Origin of the sequence: Actinokineospora auranticolor (assembly GCF_041897805.1) — a bacterium.
GTDB lineage: Bacteria > Actinomycetota > Actinomycetes > Mycobacteriales > Pseudonocardiaceae > Actinokineospora > Actinokineospora auranticolor.
In genome coordinates this window covers 6,924,322-6,941,785 of the sequence record NZ_CP154825.1, presented here as the reverse complement: position 1 = coordinate 6,941,785, position 17,464 = coordinate 6,924,322, and the positions used below count along the sequence as shown (strand labels likewise).

At 72.2% G+C, this 17,464-nt stretch carries 19 protein-coding genes; 10 read left to right on the top strand and 9 right to left on the bottom strand.

The features are described 5' to 3' along the window. Window positions 1-84: 84 nt before the first annotated feature. Window positions 85-1,155: a YihY/virulence factor BrkB family protein gene (locus V5P93_RS30100; RefSeq protein ID WP_245931586.1), complete on the bottom strand. Its 1,071-nt coding sequence runs from the start codon at window positions 1,153-1,155 to the stop codon at window positions 85-87. A gap of 241 nt (window positions 1,156-1,396) precedes the next feature. On the opposite strand from V5P93_RS30100, the gene V5P93_RS30095 reads away from it, so the two are divergent. The 5 genes from V5P93_RS30095 to V5P93_RS30075 all read left to right on the top strand — a co-directional run bounded on the left by V5P93_RS30095 (window position 1,397) and on the right by V5P93_RS30075 (window position 7,887). After that, a complete protein-coding gene (locus tag V5P93_RS30095; protein WP_104481710.1) occupies window positions 1,397-3,133 on the top strand; it encodes a DEAD/DEAH box helicase in 1,737 nt (578 codons plus the stop codon). Between the two features lie 314 nt (window positions 3,134-3,447). After that, entirely contained in the window at window positions 3,448-4,551 is a 1,104-nt protein-coding gene (locus V5P93_RS30090; RefSeq protein WP_104481711.1) for a sugar ABC transporter substrate-binding protein, read from the top strand. Beyond that, window positions 4,548-5,294, top strand: coding sequence for an ATP-binding cassette domain-containing protein (locus tag V5P93_RS30085; RefSeq protein ID WP_104481712.1), 747 nt, complete (start codon window positions 4,548-4,550; stop codon window positions 5,292-5,294). The genes V5P93_RS30090 and V5P93_RS30085 overlap by 4 nt, the downstream gene beginning before the upstream one ends. Window positions 5,295-5,344: 50 nt before the next feature. Then, window positions 5,345-6,691, top strand: a complete 1,347-nt coding sequence (locus V5P93_RS30080) for a sugar ABC transporter permease (RefSeq protein WP_104481813.1) — start codon at window positions 5,345-5,347, stop codon at window positions 6,689-6,691. 38 nt (window positions 6,692-6,729) lie between these two features. Beyond that, a complete protein-coding gene (locus V5P93_RS30075) occupies window positions 6,730-7,887 on the top strand; it encodes an ROK family protein (protein ID WP_104481713.1) in 1,158 nt (385 codons plus the stop codon). A 52-nt stretch (window positions 7,888-7,939) separates the two neighbouring features. Here V5P93_RS30075 and V5P93_RS30070 read toward each other — a convergent pair whose 3' ends face one another. After that, a complete protein-coding gene (locus V5P93_RS30070) occupies window positions 7,940-8,128 on the bottom strand; it encodes a hypothetical protein (RefSeq protein ID WP_104481714.1) in 189 nt (62 codons plus the stop codon). Window positions 8,129-8,568: 440 nt separating this feature from the next. Between V5P93_RS30070 and V5P93_RS30065 the strand changes: the two genes are divergently transcribed. Next, a complete protein-coding gene (locus tag V5P93_RS30065; protein ID WP_104481715.1) occupies window positions 8,569-8,994 on the top strand; it encodes a hypothetical protein in 426 nt (141 codons plus the stop codon). A gap of 54 nt (window positions 8,995-9,048) precedes the next feature. On the opposite strand, the gene V5P93_RS30060 is transcribed toward V5P93_RS30065, so the two are convergent. From V5P93_RS30060 to ppgK, 4 genes are all read right to left on the bottom strand, one after another. Beyond that, window positions 9,049-9,387 (bottom strand): type II toxin-antitoxin system PemK/MazF family toxin, encoded by a 339-nt coding sequence (locus V5P93_RS30060; RefSeq protein ID WP_219824122.1) that lies wholly within the window; start codon window positions 9,385-9,387, stop codon window positions 9,049-9,051. Further along, entirely contained in the window at window positions 9,384-9,695 is a 312-nt protein-coding gene (locus V5P93_RS30055) for a hypothetical protein (RefSeq protein WP_104481716.1), read from the bottom strand. Before V5P93_RS30055 ends, V5P93_RS30060 begins: the two co-directional genes overlap by 4 nt. 124 nt (window positions 9,696-9,819) lie before the next feature. Continuing rightward, window positions 9,820-11,130, bottom strand: a complete 1,311-nt coding sequence (locus tag V5P93_RS30050) for an RNA polymerase sigma factor (protein WP_104481717.1) — start codon at window positions 11,128-11,130, stop codon at window positions 9,820-9,822. Window positions 11,131-11,319: 189 nt separating this feature from the next. Further along, window positions 11,320-12,081: a polyphosphate--glucose phosphotransferase gene (ppgK, locus tag V5P93_RS30045; protein WP_104481718.1), complete on the bottom strand. Its 762-nt coding sequence runs from the start codon at window positions 12,079-12,081 to the stop codon at window positions 11,320-11,322. A gap of 91 nt (window positions 12,082-12,172) precedes the next feature. On the opposite strand from ppgK, the gene V5P93_RS30040 reads away from it, so the two are divergent. Next, window positions 12,173-12,976, top strand: a complete 804-nt coding sequence (locus V5P93_RS30040; RefSeq protein ID WP_181043751.1) for an inositol monophosphatase family protein — start codon at window positions 12,173-12,175, stop codon at window positions 12,974-12,976. A gap of 332 nt (window positions 12,977-13,308) precedes the next feature. Here V5P93_RS30040 and cei read toward each other — a convergent pair whose 3' ends face one another. Then, window positions 13,309-13,998 carry an envelope integrity protein Cei gene (gene cei / locus V5P93_RS30035; protein WP_146108255.1) on the bottom strand — a complete coding sequence of 230 codons (690 nt, stop codon included), beginning with the start codon at window positions 13,996-13,998 and terminating at the stop codon, window positions 13,309-13,311. A gap of 487 nt (window positions 13,999-14,485) precedes the next feature. Between cei and V5P93_RS30030 the strand changes: the two genes are divergently transcribed. After that, window positions 14,486-14,794 carry a DUF4193 domain-containing protein gene (locus V5P93_RS30030; RefSeq protein ID WP_075973168.1) on the top strand — a complete coding sequence of 103 codons (309 nt, stop codon included), beginning with the start codon at window positions 14,486-14,488 and terminating at the stop codon, window positions 14,792-14,794. 177 nt (window positions 14,795-14,971) lie between these two features. On the opposite strand, the gene V5P93_RS30025 is transcribed toward V5P93_RS30030, so the two are convergent. Continuing rightward, window positions 14,972-15,484 carry a DUF3093 domain-containing protein gene (locus tag V5P93_RS30025; protein ID WP_104481721.1) on the bottom strand — a complete coding sequence of 171 codons (513 nt, stop codon included), beginning with the start codon at window positions 15,482-15,484 and terminating at the stop codon, window positions 14,972-14,974. Window positions 15,485-15,508: 24 nt separating this feature from the next. Between V5P93_RS30025 and dut the strand changes: the two genes are divergently transcribed. Further along, window positions 15,509-15,997 (top strand): dUTP diphosphatase, encoded by a 489-nt coding sequence (gene dut, locus V5P93_RS30020; RefSeq protein ID WP_104481722.1) that lies wholly within the window; start codon window positions 15,509-15,511, stop codon window positions 15,995-15,997. Beyond that, the gene (locus V5P93_RS30015; protein ID WP_104481723.1) at window positions 15,997-16,647 is read left to right on the top strand and encodes a DUF3710 domain-containing protein; all 651 of its coding nucleotides are present in this window, start codon (window positions 15,997-15,999) and stop codon (window positions 16,645-16,647) included. The genes dut and V5P93_RS30015 overlap by 1 nt, the downstream gene beginning before the upstream one ends. 44 nt (window positions 16,648-16,691) lie before the next feature. Here V5P93_RS30015 and V5P93_RS30010 read toward each other — a convergent pair whose 3' ends face one another. Continuing rightward, window positions 16,692-17,405 (bottom strand): alpha/beta fold hydrolase, encoded by a 714-nt coding sequence (locus tag V5P93_RS30010; protein ID WP_245931587.1) that lies wholly within the window; start codon window positions 17,403-17,405, stop codon window positions 16,692-16,694. Window positions 17,406-17,464: the final 59 nt, after the last annotated feature.

Here is a 17,464-nt window from a genome sequence, read left to right as displayed (position 1 = left end):
AAAAGCCTGGCACAGCGCCAGTGTGGGCCGACTCCGTCCGGAGACCGAACCGGTCTCATACGAAAGGATGACCGCGAGCGGGTTTCAGCCCTGGGACGGCGACGCCGGGTGATCACCCGGTCGCGCAACCGGCAGCGCGGGGGTCTCGCCGGGTGCGCGCGGGTCATCCCCGGAGTTGATCCGCTCGGCCGCGCGCTCCATCTCCAGCCGCTGCCAGCGCCGCCGCTGCCGCTTGGTCATCCGCGCGGGCCACATCTCCTGGATGGCGGCGTTGAAGTAGGCGCCGATCACCACCGCGAGCCCGATGAAGAACGCGAACAGCAGGAACGCGATCGGGGTGGCCAGCGCGCCGTAGGTGTAGCCGGTGGTGGTGATCCAGCCGATGTAGAGCCGCAGGCCGATGCTGGAGAGCACGAACACCACCATGGCCAGCACCGCGCCCGGCAGGCCGCGGTGCCACGGCAGCTTGCGCGGCAGCGCCACCTTGTACAGCGTGGCCAGGGCCAGCGCGATCAGCAGCGCGATCGCCGGGTAGTAGGTGATGTCCACCCAGGTGATCACGATCGGCCGCCACGACGCGGGGAACAGGTTCGGCAGCAGGTCCGGGCCCAGCGCCAGCACCGGCAGCCCGACGATCAGCAGCACCAGGCTGACCATGTACAGCAGCAGCGCGAAGATCCGCTGCCACACCTCGTGCCGGACCCCGTATTGTCCGTGTGCGACGGTGATCGCGTCGACGAACGAGGACATCGCCGACGACCCCGCCCACAGCGAGATGAGGAAGCCGACCGACACGATCTCACCACGACCGACCGTGAGTATGTCGGACACCGTCGGCTGGATGATCTGCGTCACGACGTTCTCGCTGAACGCCTTGCGGGACAGGTCGAGGATGTCGGCCTGCACGGCCTTGATCACGTCCGGGCCGAACCACTCCGCCACGAAGCCGAGGCTGCCGAGCAGGCCGAGCAGCAGCGGCGGCAGCGACAGCACCTGCCAGAACGCGGCCTCCGCGGCCTCGGAGAACAGGTTGCCCTCCCAGGCCTTGGCCAGGGTGCGCTTGAGCAGCCGCGACGGCGCGCGACCCCGGGGCCGCGGCCGGGGCCCGTCGGGCGCGCCGTCGCGGCCGTGCTGGGGTCCGGGCTGCTCGGTCATACGCCCCCAAGCATGGTCCATGCCGCCCCGATCGGCTTGATCGCGGGTGTGCCGGGCGGCGGCGTGTCGTGGTCTGGCGGCGATCATGCCCCGGCGGCCGGTATTCTCACGGACGCCCTCCACCGGGTCCAGACCGCCGCGCACTGCTCGCCCGGCGGGAGCCGCTGGGGGCATCGGTGTGTTTGCGGCCGGTGACCGGCCGCGTTGGTGTCCGCAGGGTGGAGAGGAGCTGGGGCATCCCGTGACCCGGGCCGAGGTGGAACCGGACTCCCAGGAGCGAGCCCCGGCGGCGAGACCGCTGCGGGACTGGCAGCGCCGCGCGCTGACCAAGTACCTGGCCAAGCGGCCGAAGGACTTCCTCGCGGTCGCCACGCCCGGCGCGGGCAAGACGGTGTTCGGCCTGCGCGTGGCGGCGGAGCTGCTGGCCGACCGCACGGTGGAGTCGCTGACGATCGTCGCGCCCACCGAGCACCTCAAGCACCAGTGGGCCGCGTCGGCGACCATGGCGGGCATCCCCATCGACCCGAACTTCACCAACTCGATGGGCGCCACCTCCCGCGACTTCCGCGGCGTCGCGGTCACCTACGCGCAGGTCGCCGCGCACCCGAGCCTGCACCGCGTGCGCACGGAGCAGCGCAAGACCCTGGTCATCCTCGACGAGATCCACCACGGCGGCGACGCCAAGAGCTGGGGCGACGCGGTCCGCGAGGCGTTCACCCCGGCTACCCGCCGCCTGGCGCTGACCGGCACCCCGTTCCGCAGCGACGATTCGCCCATCCCGTTCGTGCAGTACGAACCGGACGGCGCGGGCTTCCAGCGCAGCCGCGCCGACCACACCTACGGCTACTCCGACGCCCTGCGCGACGGCGTGGTCCGCCCGGTGATCTTCCTGGCGTACTCGGGCGAGGCGAGCTGGCGCACGAGCGCGGGCGAGGAGTTCACCGCCCGCCTCGGCGAACCGCTGACGGCCGAGCAGACCGCCCGCGCGTGGCGGACGGCGCTGGACCCGACGGGGGAGTGGATCCCGTCGGTGCTGGGGGCGGCGAACACCCGGCTCACCCAGGTGCGCCAGCACGTGCCGGACGCGGGCGGCCTGGTCATCGCCTCGGACCACGAGTCGGCCAAGGCGTACGCGAAGCTGCTGGAGGTCGCGACGGGCGAGGCGCCGACCCTCGTGCTGTCGGACGACCCCAAGGCGTCGGGCCGCATCCAGGAGTTCGCGGACTCCCAGTCGCGGTGGTTGGTCGCTGTCCGCATGGTGAGCGAGGGCGTGGACGTCCCCCGTTTGGCGGTGGGCGTGTACGCCACCAGTGCGTCGACACCGCTGTTCTTCGCGCAGGCGATCGGTCGGTATGTGCGCGTCCGGCAGCAGGGGGAAACGGCGAGCGTGTTCCTGCCGTCGGTTCCGGTGCTGCTCGACCTGGCCAGCCAACTGGAAGCCGAACGCGACCACGTCCTGGGGAAACCGCACCGGGAGAAAGAGGGTTGGGACGACGACCTGCTCGCCGACGCCAACCGCACCAAAGACGAACTGGGCGAAGAGGAAAAGGCCTTCACCTCCCTCGGCGCCTCCGCCGAACTGGACCAGGTCATCTTCGACGGGTCGTCGTTCGGCACGGCGGCGTTCGCGGGGACGGCGGAGGAAGAGGAATACCTGGGGTTGCCGGGGTTGCTGGAGCCGGACCAGGTGCGGGCGCTGTTGAAGCAGCGGCAGGACCAGCAGTTGGAGGACAGGTCCCGGCGGGCGGCGGAGAAGAAGCCGGAAGGGCCCCGACCGGTCCAGTCCCAGTCCGTCCAGGAACGGCTCGCGTCGCTCCGCAAGGAACTCAACGGCCTGGTCGGAATGGCCCACCACCGCACCGGAAAACCCCACGGCATGATCCACGGCGAACTCCGCCGAGCTTGCGGCGGCCCACCGACCGCGTTGGCCACGGTGGAACAACTGGAAGAGCGAATCGCCACTTTGCGCTCTTGGTAGCGTCCGCGCGAGCTTGTTGATCTCGCCGTTTTCCGCGCCTTGGGCGCTTGTCCACATGCATTGGAGTTGTCCACAGCCCTGCTGCGAATGCTGTTAACGCCCCAGCGCTCCCCGATAGAATCAAAATAGGGGTTCCCTTTTGCGGAGGACCCCTCGCGGGCGCTGGGGAGCATTTTGCGATCGGGCGGGATGAGGGCACGCACGGTGACCGGGCTTGGCCGCCGTTCGGGTCTTGATCGAGCCACCTCCGTTCCGGAGGGGTGGTCGGCGGGCATATGTTGTGACTCCCAACATTCTCCTCCGGGAGGGACGCCATGCGTGCCAAGGGACTTCTGCTCGTCACCGCTCTGACACTCTCCGCCTGTGGGGCCAACCAGGCGGCGGAGCCGGAGAACCCAGGTGGGACAACGGGATCCGGTGGGGGGATCAAGGTCGGGGTCATCTTGCCCGAGACCGCCACCTCCGCGCGCTGGGAGTCGTTCGACAAGCCGATGTTGCGGGCGGCCATGGCGGCGGTGGGGTTGGACGCCGACATCCAGAACGCGCAGGGGGATGTGCAGAAGTTCAGTACGTTGGCCGACGGGATGATCAGTCAGGGGGTGCAGGTGCTGGTCATCGCGGCGATCAACAGCGAGGTGGGGGGATCGGTCGCGGACAAGGCGCGGGCGCGGGGGATCCCGACGATCGACTACGACCGGCTCAACCTCGGGGGCGGGTCCGACTACTACGTCTCCTTCGACAACGTCAAAGTAGGTGAGCTGCAAGGGAAAGGGCTCGTCGACGCGCTCAAGGGGAAGGTCGGGGCGCAGGTCATCGAGATCGAGGGCGCGCCGACCGACAACAACGCCACGCTGTTCCACGACGGGCAGCAGAACGTCCTCGGACCTCTCTACACCTCCGGCGCGCTCAAACTCGTGCGCTCCCAACCCATCGACGGCTGGGACAACCAGCGCGGCGGCCTGACCTTCGAGCAGATCCTCACCGGCAACGGCGGCAAGGTCGACGGTGTCGTCGCCGCCAACGACGGGCTCGCGGGCGCCGTCATCACCGTCCTGCGCAAGAACGGCCTCAACGGCAAGGTCCCCGTCACCGGCCAGGACGCCACCGCCGACGGGCTCATGGCCGTCCTGCGCGGCGACCAGTACATGACCGTCTTCAAACCCATCCGCGAGGAAGCCGAATCCGCCGCCAAGCTCGCCGCCGCCCTCGCCAAGGGCGACACCGTGGCCGCCGACAAGGTCGCCACCGACACCAGCGACGACCCCAAGGGCAAGCGACAGGTCAAATCCGTGCTCCTGGAGCCTCAACTGACCACAAAGGACAACGTCAAGGCGGTCGTCGAACAAGGTTATGTCAAGGCGGCCGACATCTGCGGTGGCGACCTCGCTGCCACCTGCGCCCAACTCGGCATCCGGTGAGTGCCGTGCTGCTCGAACTCGAGAAGGCGTCCAAGAGCTTCGGCCCGGTTCGCGTGCTCCACGACGTCGACTTCGCCGTCCGCGCCGGGGAAGTGACCGCGCTGGTGGGGGACAACGGCGCCGGGAAGTCCACTTTGGTCAAGTGCCTGGCGGGCATCCACGCCGTCGACTCCGGCACGATCCGCTTCGACGGCGAACCTGTCGCCATCCCCGACCCGCGCGCCGCGGCCCGGCTCGGCATCGAGGTCGTCTACCAGGACCTCGCGCTGGCCGACAACCTCGACATCGTGCAGAACATGTTCCTCGGCCGCGAACGCGGCAGCGGCTGGCTCCTCGACGAGGCCGCCATGGAGGAAGCGGCCAGGGAAACCCTCGCCTCCCTGTCGGTCCGCACCGTCCGCTCGGTCCGCACCCCCGTCGCCCAGCTCTCCGGCGGGCAGCGCCAGACCGTCGCCATCGCCAAGTCCGTGCTGTGGCGCAGCCGCGTCGTGCTGCTCGACGAACCCACCGCGGCGCTCGGCGTCGCGCAGACCCGCCAGGTGCTCGACCTGGTCCGCCGCCTCGCCGGGCAGGGCCTCGGCGTGGTCCTGATCAGCCACAACCTGGCCGACGTGTTCTCCGTCGCCGACCGCGTCGCCGCCCTCTACCTCGGCCGCATGGTCGCCCAGGTGCCGATCGCCGACGTCACCCACGCCCAGGTCGTCGACCTCATCACCGCGGGCCGGACGGGGGAGCGGCCGTGACCAGGACCGACCCGGGGGTGATCACCGACTTCGGCGTCGACACCACCGCGATGTCCACTCAGGACGCCATGCGCGACTACCTGGCCCGGCTGCGCGGCGGCGACCTCGGCGCGCTGCCCGCGATCCTCGGCCTGGTCGTGCTCGTCGCGGTCTTCTGGCTGCTCTCCGACGGCTTCCTGACCCTGGACAACCTCGCCAACCTGCTCGCCCAGGGCACCGGCAAGATGATCATCGCGATGGGCCTGGTGTTCGTGCTGCTGCTCGGCGAGATCGACCTGTCCGCGGGCACCGCGTCCGGCGTCTGCGCGGCCGTCATGGCCATGCACTACGTCCGCGCGGGCAACCTCCTCGGCGGCATGGGCACGACCGTGTTCGCGGTCTTCGTCGGCGGCCTCGTCGCCGCCGCGCTGCTCGCCCTGCTGACCCGGATCTGGGCGGGCGCGGTGCTCGCGCTGGTCGGCGCCGGGATCGCGCTCGTCGGCGCGCCGCCGAACCCGTGGCTGGAGATGCTGCTCGCGGTGTGCGTCGGCGCGGCCATCGGGGTCATCACCGGCTTCCTGGTCTCCCGGATCGGCATGCCGTCGTTCGTGGTGACGCTGGCGCTGTTCATCACCTGGCAGGGCGTGATCCTGCGGTTCATCGGCGAGGGCGGGGTGTTCGGCATCGACACCCAGCCGACGCTCTTCGCCGTGGCCAACGGGAACCTGGGCGTCGCCGCGAGCTGGGGGCTGTGCGCGGTCGTCGTGCTCGGCTACGCCGCGGCGGTCGGCGGCGAACACCTGCTGAGACTCCACAGAGGACTGGTGACCGCGCCGACCCCGGTGGTCGTCGCCAAAGTGGTCGCCGTGGCCGCCGTCGCCGTACCCGCCACCTCCGCCCTCACCCTCGACCGCGCCACCAACGACTACGCCGACATCCGCGGGGTCCCCTACGTCGTCCCGATCGTGCTGGTCCTGCTCGTCGCGGGCACCTACGTGCTCAACCGCACCCGCTACGGCAGGCACGTGCACGCCGTCGGCGGCAACGCCGAGGCCGCGCGGCGCGCGGGCATCCCGGTCGGTCGGATCCGGGCCAGCGTGTTCGTGGTCGCCTCGGCCACCGCGGCCGTCGGCGCCGTCGTGTACTCGTCGAAGGTGGGGTCGGTCGACCCGCAGGCGGGCGGGCTCAATACGCTCCTGTTCGCCGTCGGCGCGGCCGTCATCGGCGGCACGTCGCTGTTCGGCGGCCGGGGTCGGGTCTCGCACGCGGTGGTCGGCGGTCTGGTGCTCGCCGTCGTGGAGAACGGGCTCGGTCTGCTCAAACAGCCCGCGGCGATGGTCAACATCGTCACCGGACTCGTCCTGCTGCTCGCCGCCACGGTCGACGCGCTCTCCCGGCGCCGGGCGGCCCGCGGCTAGGGCACCTGCCCGCGGAGGGCGCTGGGAGCGATGAGGCAGTGACCGGGACGACCGCCGGTACCCGGCCGGACGAGGCGCGCCGCCACAACCGCACGGCCCTGCTGCGCAGGCTGCACGTCGACGGCCCCTGCACCCGCGCCGCGCTCGCGGGTGAGCTCGGCCTCAACCGCAGCACGATCAAGGCGCTGGTCGACGGCCTCGCGGCGTCGGGGATCGTGCAGGAACGCGTCCCGATGGTGCGCACCGGTGCCGGGCGGCCGTCGCTGCTCGTGCTGCCCCAGCCGCTGGCCGCCGTCGTGCTGGCCGTCGACATCCGGGTCGACCGGGTGTCCACGGCGCTGGTCGGCCTCGGCGGGCAGGTGCTGGGCCGCGACGGCTGGAACCTGCGCGGTCGCGCGGGCGAGCCCACCGAGGTCGTCACCCGGGTCGTCGAGTCGACCAGGGTGCTGACCGAGGAACTCGGCTCCCGCGTGGTGTCCGCCGGGGTGTCCGTGCCGGGCGTCGTCCGGCGGCTCGACGGGTACGTGCACGAGGCGCCGAACCTGGGCTGGACCGACGTCCCGCTCGGGCACCGGCTGACCACCGCGCTCGGCGCGCCCGCGCGGGTCGGCAACGACGCCGAGCTCGCCGCCCTGGCCGAACACCTGCGCGGCGCCGCCCGGGGCGCCCGGGACGCGGTCTACCTCTCGGCCGACATCGGCGTCGGCGGCGGCGTCATCTCCGGCGGCTCCGCGCTGCGCGGCACCGCGGGGTACGTGGGGGAACTGGGGCACATGGTGGTCAACCCGGCGGGCGCCGCCTGCTACTGCGGCAGCCGGGGCTGCTGGGAGACGGAGGTCGGGGAGCAGGCCCTGCGCCGCGCACTCGACCTGCCCGCGCACTCACCCCGGGGCGCCGTCGTCGCCGAACTCCGGCTCCCGGCGGCCCCGGCCCGGCTCGCCGAGTTCACCGGCTGGCTGGCGGCGGGCCTGGTGACCGTGGTCAACGTGTTCGCACCCGAATTGGTCGTGCTGGGCGACCTGTTCACCGCGCTGCCCCGGTCGGTCGTCGCGGAGGTCGCCGCGGCCGTCGCCGAGCGCAGCCTGGTCAGCCGGGCCCTCGGCGGCACCGATCTCCGGGTCTCCACCCTGGGCGCCGACGCCAAGCTCCTCGGTGCCGCCGAACTCGCCTTCGAACCGGTCCTCGACACCGTCTGAAAAGCACAGCGGGCGGGATCCCGAGGGATCCCGCCCGCTGTGGGTGTAGTGGCTACTTTTCGCCCTTCTGCAGTTCCGCGGACATCGCACGCAGGCGCTCCTCGTGGGCGCGGGCGTGGTGGCCGCAGAAGAGCAGCTCGCCTCCGGAGGGAAGTACGGCGCGGACCTGAGCAGCCGCACCGCACCGGTCGCACCGGTCGGCAGCGGTCAGCTCGGGGCGGGTGAGCGTCGTCGTCGTCATGGGAGTTCTCCCTCCGTCCCGGCACCGGGTTACGCCCGGTGCCCTTGTCGGCTGCGGTCACGGAGGGAAACGCTCCGCCGTGTTCGCACTACCTACTCTTACAGACGCTCGGGCCTCCGGCAGTGTTCCCGCGCCCGATGCGCGGGGACACTGGCGATGATTAACCCGGTTGGCCCAGAGCTTCGCGCCGATTCGTGGTGCTAGCTGGGGTTCTACCGGGCGTATCGCCGGGTTGGCCACCCGATGTCCGCCTACGTTGTTCACCATCGGCGAACGCTCGCCGGGCCGTAGGCAAACCGGGTAACCCGATTCGGGCGGGTGGTCGCGGCTACCGCGGGTAGTCACGGGGGCGACCCGCATCTAGGCTGTGCTCGACCGTCTTCCCCACCGGTGAGGTGCCCGGCAATGCCCACTCCCGACTTCCGCCGCGGCGTCGCCCGGTGAAGCCGGACGACTCCCGTCCGGGGCTCTCGATGGTGTCCGGTGGTGGCGAGGCCACCGCCGGGCGTGGGACGCTGCGACTCGTGCCCGCCGCCCCGCCGCCCTGCCTGCCCGGCTGCGAGTACGCCACCCGGCGCGCGCACGACCTCTCCGACCCGATGAACAGCGGCCACACCTGCGTGGTGACCCTCGCCGAGGTCACCACCCTCGGCGACCGGCTGGTCGTGGTCCAGGCGATCCGCTGGGCGGACGCGACCGGGATCAGCGAACCCGGCTTCGTCGAGATCCGCGCCGACTCGGGCGCGGGCATCGATGAGGAGGGCTTCAGCCCCGTCGCCGCGGCCGAACTCGGCGCCGCCTTCGCCGCGGGCGCCACCCTCATCCGCGACTTCGACCGCCCCGCCGAAGCCGCCGACACCCCCTGACGCACCAGGTGCCCGCTGGACGCCACGCCGCGCTCTGCGCCGGCTCGGCCCTCCCTACAGCAGGCCGAGCGCGACCTTCAGGGCGTCATTGACGCGGTTCATCGTCGCCGGTGGCAACGCGCCCAGGTCGCGGGTCACCTCGTCGCGGTAGACCTCGACGACGTCGTCCGCCAGCGCACTGCCGGTCCACGGGCCGTTCCGGTGGTCCAAGTCCACGATGCTGTCGAGCCTCGGCTTGGGGGCGGTGGTGAGCCGGATGGCCAAGAAGGACTCAAGAGCCCCGTTGCGCTGGTTGTTCGACACCGCCAGGTAGTACTTCTCGCCCGGGTTTCCGCCCAAGTCGGCGCCGTAGACCCGACCGCGAACAATCGTGCCCGCTGATCCACTGCTCACGCGTCAGCCGCCCACCTCGCCGCGGCGCGATTCCGTCGCGACGTGACTTCGGCCCGCTGCGCGGTGGCTTCCGCCGCGGAACGGCTCTGGGCCAATTCCGCGTAGCCGATCTCCCGGGCCTTCTCCCGCAGGGTCTCCATGCCGATGGCCAGGACCGCGTGCGCCACCTGGGCTCGCGAGGTACCGACCTCGCCGGTCAGGGCGATCAGGGCATCTCGCAGGACGTTGCCGTTTTCCAGCAACGCCGTCAACAGTCCCTGCTCTTCGGGCGAGACGGGAATGTTCTCACGTCTGGTGGCGGCAGCCATGTTACACATTTTGTCACATCAACCGGGGCACCCAGTGCCGACTTGTGGGTGTCGAGGCCCTGACACGCACGACGGGCTGTCCACTCGTCCGAGTGGACAGCCCTTCGTGGCCGTGTGTGTTGGCTTATTCCAGGTAGTCGCGCAGCACCTGGGAGCGCGACGGGTGGCGCAGCTTCGACATCGTCTTCGACTCGATCTGGCGGATGCGCTCGCGGGTGACCCCGTAGACCTGACCGATCTCGTCGAGGGTGCGCGGCTGGCCGTCGGTGAGGCCGAAGCGCAGGCGGACCACGCCCGCCTCGCGCTCGGAGAGGGTCGCGAGGACCGACTGGAGCTGGTCCTGCAGCAGCGTGAACGACACCGCGTCCACCGCGACGACGGCCTCGGAGTCCTCGATGAAGTCGCCGAGCTGGCTGTCGCCCTCGTCGCCGATGGTCTGGTCGAGCGAGATGGGCTCCCGGGCGTACTGCTGGATCTCCAGCACCTTCTCCGGGGTGATGTCCATCTCCTTGGCCAGCTCCTCCGGCGTCGGCTCGCGGCCGAGGTCCTGGAGCAGCTCGCGTTGGATGCGACCGAGCTTGTTGATGACCTCGACCATGTGCACCGGGATGCGGATGGTGCGGGCCTGGTCGGCCATCGCGCGGGTGATCGCCTGGCGGATCCACCAGGTGGCGTACGTGGAGAACTTGTAGCCCTTGGTGTAGTCGAACTTCTCCACCGCGCGGATCAGACCCAGGTTGCCCTCCTGGATCAGGTCCAGGAACGCCATGCCGCGGCCGGTGTAGCGCTTGGCCAGCGACACGACGAGGCGCAGGTTCGCCTCCAGCAGGTGGTTCTTGGCGCGCTCGCCGTCACGCACGATCCACCGGAGGTCGCGGCGCATCTGCGGCTGCAGCTTCTCGCTCTCCTCCTCGGACTTGCGCACCCGCTCCGCGGCGTAGAGGCCCGCCTCGATCCGCTTGGCGAGCTCGACCTCCTCCTCCGCGTTGAGCAGCGCGACCTTGCCGATCTGCTTGAGGTAGGCGCGCACCGAGTCGGCCGAGGCGGTGAGCTCGGCGTCCTTGCGGGCCTGCCGCAGCGCCTCCGACTCCTCCTCGTCCCAGACGAAGTCGCCCTCCTTGGAGGAGGACTCCTTGGGCTCCTTCTCCTCGGGCTCCTCGACGGGCTCCTCGACCGGCTCGACCTCGACCTCCTCGAGGTCGGACAGGTCGGGGTTCTCCAGGTCCTCGGGCTCCTCGCCATCGGGACCCTCGCCGGGGCCCGCCTTCTTCGGGCCCGCGCCCTTGGCCGGGGCGGCCTTCTTCGGCGCCCGCGGGGCGGCCTTCTTGGCTGTCGCCTTGGTGCCCGTCACTTCTTCGTCCTCGGCGCTCTTGGTCGTCTTGGCGGCGCTGGCCGACGCCGTCGAGCGTCGGGTTGCGGTTCGTGCGGCTGCCACGTACGCCCTTTCACAACAGTCCAACACGGCACGGCCGGAAACAATGCGTTGACCAGGCCGTTGCCGGAGTTCGGGGGAGTGCCCTGAGGCTGTACCGCCGCGGGCTTGCGTTCCATTGTAGCGACGGATCGCGCCGCGGCGGGCGGCGCCAAGGTCGGAAAGTCTACCCGGCGCGCCGCGCGCCCCGGCTCACCCGCCGCTGACCTGCGCCGCGGCGACCGCCGCGCCCACGATCCCGGCGTCGTTGCGCAGCTCGGCGGCGACCACCCGGGTGCGCACGTCGAGCAGCGGCAGCCACTTGTCCGCCTTCTTGCTGACGCCGCCGCCCGCGACGATCAGGTCGGGCCAGACCACGCTCTCCAGGCCCCGGATGTAGCGGGTCACCCGCTTGGCCCACTCGTCCCAGGACAGGTCCTTGACCTCCTTGACCGACGCCGCCGCGCGGGACTCCGCGTCGTGCCCGTCGATCTCCAGGTGTCCGAACTCGGTGTTGGGCACGAGCACGCCGTCGACGAACAGGGCGCTGCCGATGCCGGTGCCGAAGGTCAGCAGCACCACCACGCCGTCCTTGTCGTCCGGCCTGCCGTAGCGGACCTCGGCGATCCCGGCGGCGTCGGCGTCGTTGAGCACCACGACCTCGCCGTCCTGGCGGCCGAGGCGCTTGGTGAACAGCGCGGCCGCGTCGGTGCCGATCCAGGCCTTGTCGATGTTGGCCGCCGAGTGCGCGACGCCCCGCTTCACCACGGCGGGCAGGGTGACGCCGACCGGACCGGTCCAGCCGAACCGCTCGACGATGTCGGCGACCACGTCGGCCACCGCGTCCGGGGTCGACGGCGTCGGCGTCGGGATCCGGGCCCGCTCCCCGGCCAGCGCGCCCGCGACGAGGTCGACCTCGCACCCCTTGATCCCCGAACCGCCGATGTCCACGCCGAAGCCGCGGGTCGCGCCCATCCCCGGGTCCTCTCCTACTCGATTCAGCAGCGTCACCGGCTGACCCTAGCCCGCACGGGCCGCGGGCTCGACCCTGTGGTCCGATAGCCAGGTGGGGACCACAGAGCAGAACCTCGCCGAGATCGCCGTGACCGTCGCCACCGAGGCGGGCGAGCTGGCCAGGGCGACCCGGGGAAACGCGATCCGGGAGATCACCACCAAGTCCACCGCGACCGACGTGGTCACCGCCGCGGACACCGCGGCCGAGGCCCTGATCCGGGACAGACTCCGGCAACTGCGCCCCGGCGACGCGGTGCTCGGTGAGGAGGCGGGCGGCCGCGTGGGCGCGGGCGTCACGTGGGTCGTCGACCCGATCGACGGGACGGTCAACTACCTGTACGGCTACCCCTGGTACGCGGTGTCGGTGGCCGCCCAGGTGGACGGCGTGTCGATCGCCGGTGCGGTGGTCGAACCCGCTTCGGGACGCGTGTGGAGCGCCGCCGCGGGGCACGGTGCGTGGCTGGGCGGGGAGCGGCTGCGGGTGTCGGCGCCCGCGAGCCTGGAGCTGACGCTGCTGGCCACGGGGTTCGGGTACGCGGTCGAGCGCCGCAGGCACCAGGCCGCCGTGGTCGCGGCGCTGCTCGGCCGCGTCCGCGACATCCGCCGCAACGGCTCGGCGGCCCTGGACCTGTGCGCGGTCGCGGCGGGCTGGGTCGACGCCTACTGCGAGCGCGGCCTGTCCCGCTGGGACTGGGCGGCGGGGGCGCTGATCGCCGCCGAGGCGGGCGCGGACGTGCGGCTGCCGGGCGAGGCCCCGGAGCTGGGCGCGGACGCGGTGTTCGCCAGCGCCCCGTCGGTGGCCGAACCACTGCGCGCGGCCTTGGTGGAGAGCGGCATGGGCGCCTTCGACTCCTGACCGCCGCGCCCACTGCCCACCCGCTGAGCCGCCGCCTGACCAAGTCCGTGTCCAGCGCCGGGACGGCCACCTCAGCGCGTTTCGGCCCCAGCGCCCGCGAGGGGTCCCCCGCCATAGGGGAACCCCTATTTGTGACGCTATCGGGGCCGGTGGGCGGGGCGGAAGCCGTCGAGGTCGTCCTGTGGACAACTCCGGGGCATGGGGACCGCGGACCCGGTGCGCCGCCAGTCAAGATCGACTAGCGGTCGGACCGGTGCGGGGATCGGATCGACCAGACCAGGTCGGTGCGCGGGAACGGATCGACCAAGCCGGGTCGGCGTGCGGGGACAGCGTCAGGAGCAGCGGGTGGCGCGCGCGGCCTTGATCAGCGACTCGTCGATCTGGGGGGCCACGCCGTCGGTTTGCAGGCCGCCGCCACCCGGGTTGCTCTGCGCCCACTCGGTCAGCCGCTCCAGCACCCGGCGGGCCTCCGGGGTGGGCTGCAGGTGGTCGAAGTCCTTGCCGATGGCCAGGTCGACGGTGGCGTCCTTGCGCTCGTCCTTGACGAACTCCGCGCACGGCTCCAGCACGCTCAACGTCCGCGCCACGCTCATGCCGCCCTGCCCGAAGCGGATCTGGGCGCGGCAGGCGAGGGTGCCGCCCGGGTAGAGGGAGTCGGTGGTCGCGTCACTGATCTGGGTGAAACCCAGATCGCGCAGGGTCTCGGTGACCGAACCCGCCAGCCCGCGCTGCCCACCCGCGTTCAGCACCCGCACCAGGCCCTCGCCCGCCGGGGCGAGCGGGGTGCGGTCCAGCGCGTCGGCGGGCTGCACTTGGCCCGGCGGCAGCGGCGCGGGCTTGCCGTCCACCGGGGCCTGCGGCTGCGCGGCGGGGCAGGCGAGGTTGTCCGCGCCCGTCGAGTCGCTCTGGATGACCCGCAGCCACACCACACCGGTGACCACGGCCAGCACCGCCATGAGCACGACCGCGGGCAGCGGGCGCCGCCTGCGGTACCGCTGGGCCCTCTGAATCCCTGCTGACACGCGCGGACCCTCCCTACGGACCTTGTCTCGGTCCACCCCCGTGGACGCCGAGTGGGGGTGATAACCCCGACCCGTCTGTCGTCGCTGCTCAGCCTATTCGTTTCAGCGCGGCCCGCAGTACTTGCCCCATCGGGTGAACCACGCCGTGTTCGCGAAGGGGACCGGAACGCCTCCGAAGGGGCAACCGGGTTCCGCCGACCGGGCAGTTCCACCGGTCACCGCGACACGCCGGGGCGGGCCGCCGGACAGGGCAGACACCCCCAGCCGGGTGACGCTGTGCGCGGCCGGGGCCGGCATGGGCTACCCTCTGCCCGCTCCAGTCGCCGAAGACGGCATCCGGAATCGATTCGGAAGCGATTTCCGGGGTCGGTGAAACCTGACGCGGCCTGCGAGACCTCCGTCACTCGATTGGCGGGCACAAACCGGGGCGCTGGAACGTTGTCCAGCGGCACGACCCACATCCTGAAGGACCGCAGGGGTGAGACAGATGGCGACCGACTACGACGCACCACGGCGCAGCGAGGCCGACGACCTGGCCGAGGACTCCCTAGAGGAGCTCAAGGCCCGGCGCAACGAGAACCAGTCCGGGGTGGTCGACGTCGACGAGACCGACACCGCCGAGAGCTTCGAGCTCCCCGGCGCCGACCTCTCGGCGCTCTCCGGCGAGGACCTGACCGTCCGCGTCGTGCCCAAGCAAGCCGACGAGTTCACCTGTTCCAAGTGCTTCCTGGTGCACCACCGCAGCAGGCTGGCCGAGGACAACGGGGGAGTGTTCGTCTGCCGCGACTGCGCGTGACGCGCGGCGCGGCAAAGGCGCCGCGCGGGCTGGGGACAGCCGGGCTGCCCGGGGGCGGGCACCCGGCTGTTGCTGTACCCGGGTACCGGTGCCCGAGAACGGGATAGCGGGCGACGGGATGACGGGAGCGGGCCGAGCGGGGCGACAGCCGTGCCCCGCCCGCGGCGCCCCGGACCGTCAGTCGCCGTCCGACCGGTCGGCGGGGGCGGCCACCGGCTGCTGCTCGCGCAGCGCGGCGACGAGCCGCTCGGGGTGCCTCGTGCTGAACACCCAGTACGGCGTCGGGTCCTCCGGGTCGGTCACCTCGACCCGCACGAGCGGCCGCACCCAGCTGCGGTGCACCAGGAACGCGGCCGGGTCCAGGTGCGGCCCGAGCACGCGGCGCTTGTTCCTCTCGTCGTGCACCGCGATGGTGCCCGCGTGCCGCAGCGGCAGGTGCGCGTCGCCGACCCACAGCTCGCCGTCGGCCACCCGCACCCGGGTGCGCCCGGCGCGCCAGAGCAGCAGCAGGGCCAGCGGGATGATCACCGCGTACGGCAGCCAGGCCCGCACCCCGGGGTAGCCCATGTGGATCTCCGCGGCCAGCAGCCCGGCGGCCAGCAGCGGCAGCGGCCACAGGTACCAGGTGAGGTGGAGCCGCTCGCGGTACTCGCCTGGGGCCGGACCGCCCGCGCCTGAGGTGTCGCTCACGGCCCCAGGGTAGTCTCGCGGCTCGTGCCCAGCGTGGAGGTCCTGCTCACCCGATTGGACCCGGGTGTCCCCCTACCCGCCTACGCCCGCCCCGGCGACGCAGGCGCGGACCTGGTGACGACGACCGACGTGGTCATCGCCCCCGGCGAGCGGGTAGTGGTCGGCACCGGTGTGGCGGTCGCGCTGCCGGAGGGGTTCGCCGGGTTCGTGCACCCGCGCTCCGGCCTGGCCGCGCGCTCGGGGCTGAGCGTGGTGAACACGCCGGGCACCATCGACTCGGGCTACCGGGGCGAGATCATGGTGTGTCTGATCAACCACGACCCGAGGGAACCGATCAGCCTGCGCCGGGGCGACCGGATCGCGCAGCTGGTGGTCCAGCGGGTCGAGCACGCGGTGTTCCGCGAGGTGACCGAGCTGGGGACGTCCCGGCGCGGCACCGGCGGGTACGGGTCGACCGGTGGGCACGCGCTGCTCGCCGGGGCGGCGGGGTCGGGACGCGAGACGGAGGACTAGTGGCACTGTTCGGGCGCAGACGCAACCGTGACGAGGACGAGGAGCCGACCTCGGTACCCGCGGACGCCGATGCCGACGAGGGCTTCCCGGTACCCGTGGAGGCCCCCGACGGCCCCTACGACGAGGAAGACGAGCCCGACGACGAGCAACCGCGCCTCGACCTGGGCTCCATCCGGGTCCCCGTGCCCGACGGCGCCCAGTTGCAGGTCGAGATGGACCCGGCAGGCCCGGTCCGCGCCGTGCACGTGCTGACCCCGGTCGGCCAGATCACCCTCAACGCCTACGCCGCGCCCCGCTCGGGCGGCCTGTGGCGGGAGGTCTGCGGCGAGCTGGCCGAGCAGCTGCGCGGCGACGGCGCGTCGGTCCGCAGCCACGCGGGCGACTGGGGCCAGGAGTTGGGCGCCACACTGGGCGAGGCCACGCTGCGGTTCATCGGCGTGGACGGCCCCCGGTGGATGCTGCGCGGCGTGGTCGCGACCCGCCCGGAGCTGGTGGACCCGGCCACGGCGGCGCTGCGGGACATGATCCGCGGCACGGTCGTGGTCCGCGGCGACTCGCCGATGCCGGTGCGCACCCCGTTGCAGATCGACCTGCCGCGGGCCATCGCGGAGCACATCGCGGCCCAGAACGCGGAGCAGCAGCAGCAGTAGCACGGGCGTCATCGGGCGAGCGGCAGGCGGCTGCTCGCCCGATGTCAGCCGCGGCGCGCGGTCGCGGTCAGGAACGCCCCCACGGCGGCCCGGCCCAGCGCCTCCGGGTCGACCGCCATCACCGCCAGCCGGGTCGTGCGCAGGCACCCGAGCGGGACCGCGTCCACCCACTGCCGCGCGACCTCGTCCGGGTGCACCGGGTCGTCCACGCAGCAGCCGATCCCGACGGGAACCTGAATCCCGCTCAGTTCTTGCGCGGATGGCCCCGGTGCGGCGGCCCCCGCGTCCAGCGAGTCGGCCAGCGCGTCCCCGTACCGCCGCCACGACCGGCGCAGTTCGTCCCCCAACCAGCCCGGGACGTCCGCCACGACGGCCGCCACGCCCCGAGCGCGCACGTCCGCCGCGCTGGCCCGCGCGAGCACCGAGGCGGGCGCCGCGCCGGGTTCCCCGGTCCACGCGGGCAGCGCCAGGAGCAGGCCCGAACACCGGTCCGGGTGCCGCGCCGCCCACAACGCCGCGACGTGCGCCCCCAGCGACACCCCGCCGACCACCACCGGCCCGTTCCCGCACGCCTCGTCGAGGGCGGCCACATAGCCCTCCACCAGGCGTTTCCCCGGTTCGGGGGCGGGTGCGAGCAGCTCCAGACCAGCCGCGCGAAGCGGACCGGAGAACACGTTCCGCACGAATACCTCATCGGAGCCCGTACCGGGCAGGATCACGGCCGTGGCAAGGGATGCAGCCGGGTGGGTCACACTCACGACCTGATCCTTGTCCAGCTCCCACCCGGCGCGGTTACCCTGGCTGCGAATGGGCTGGG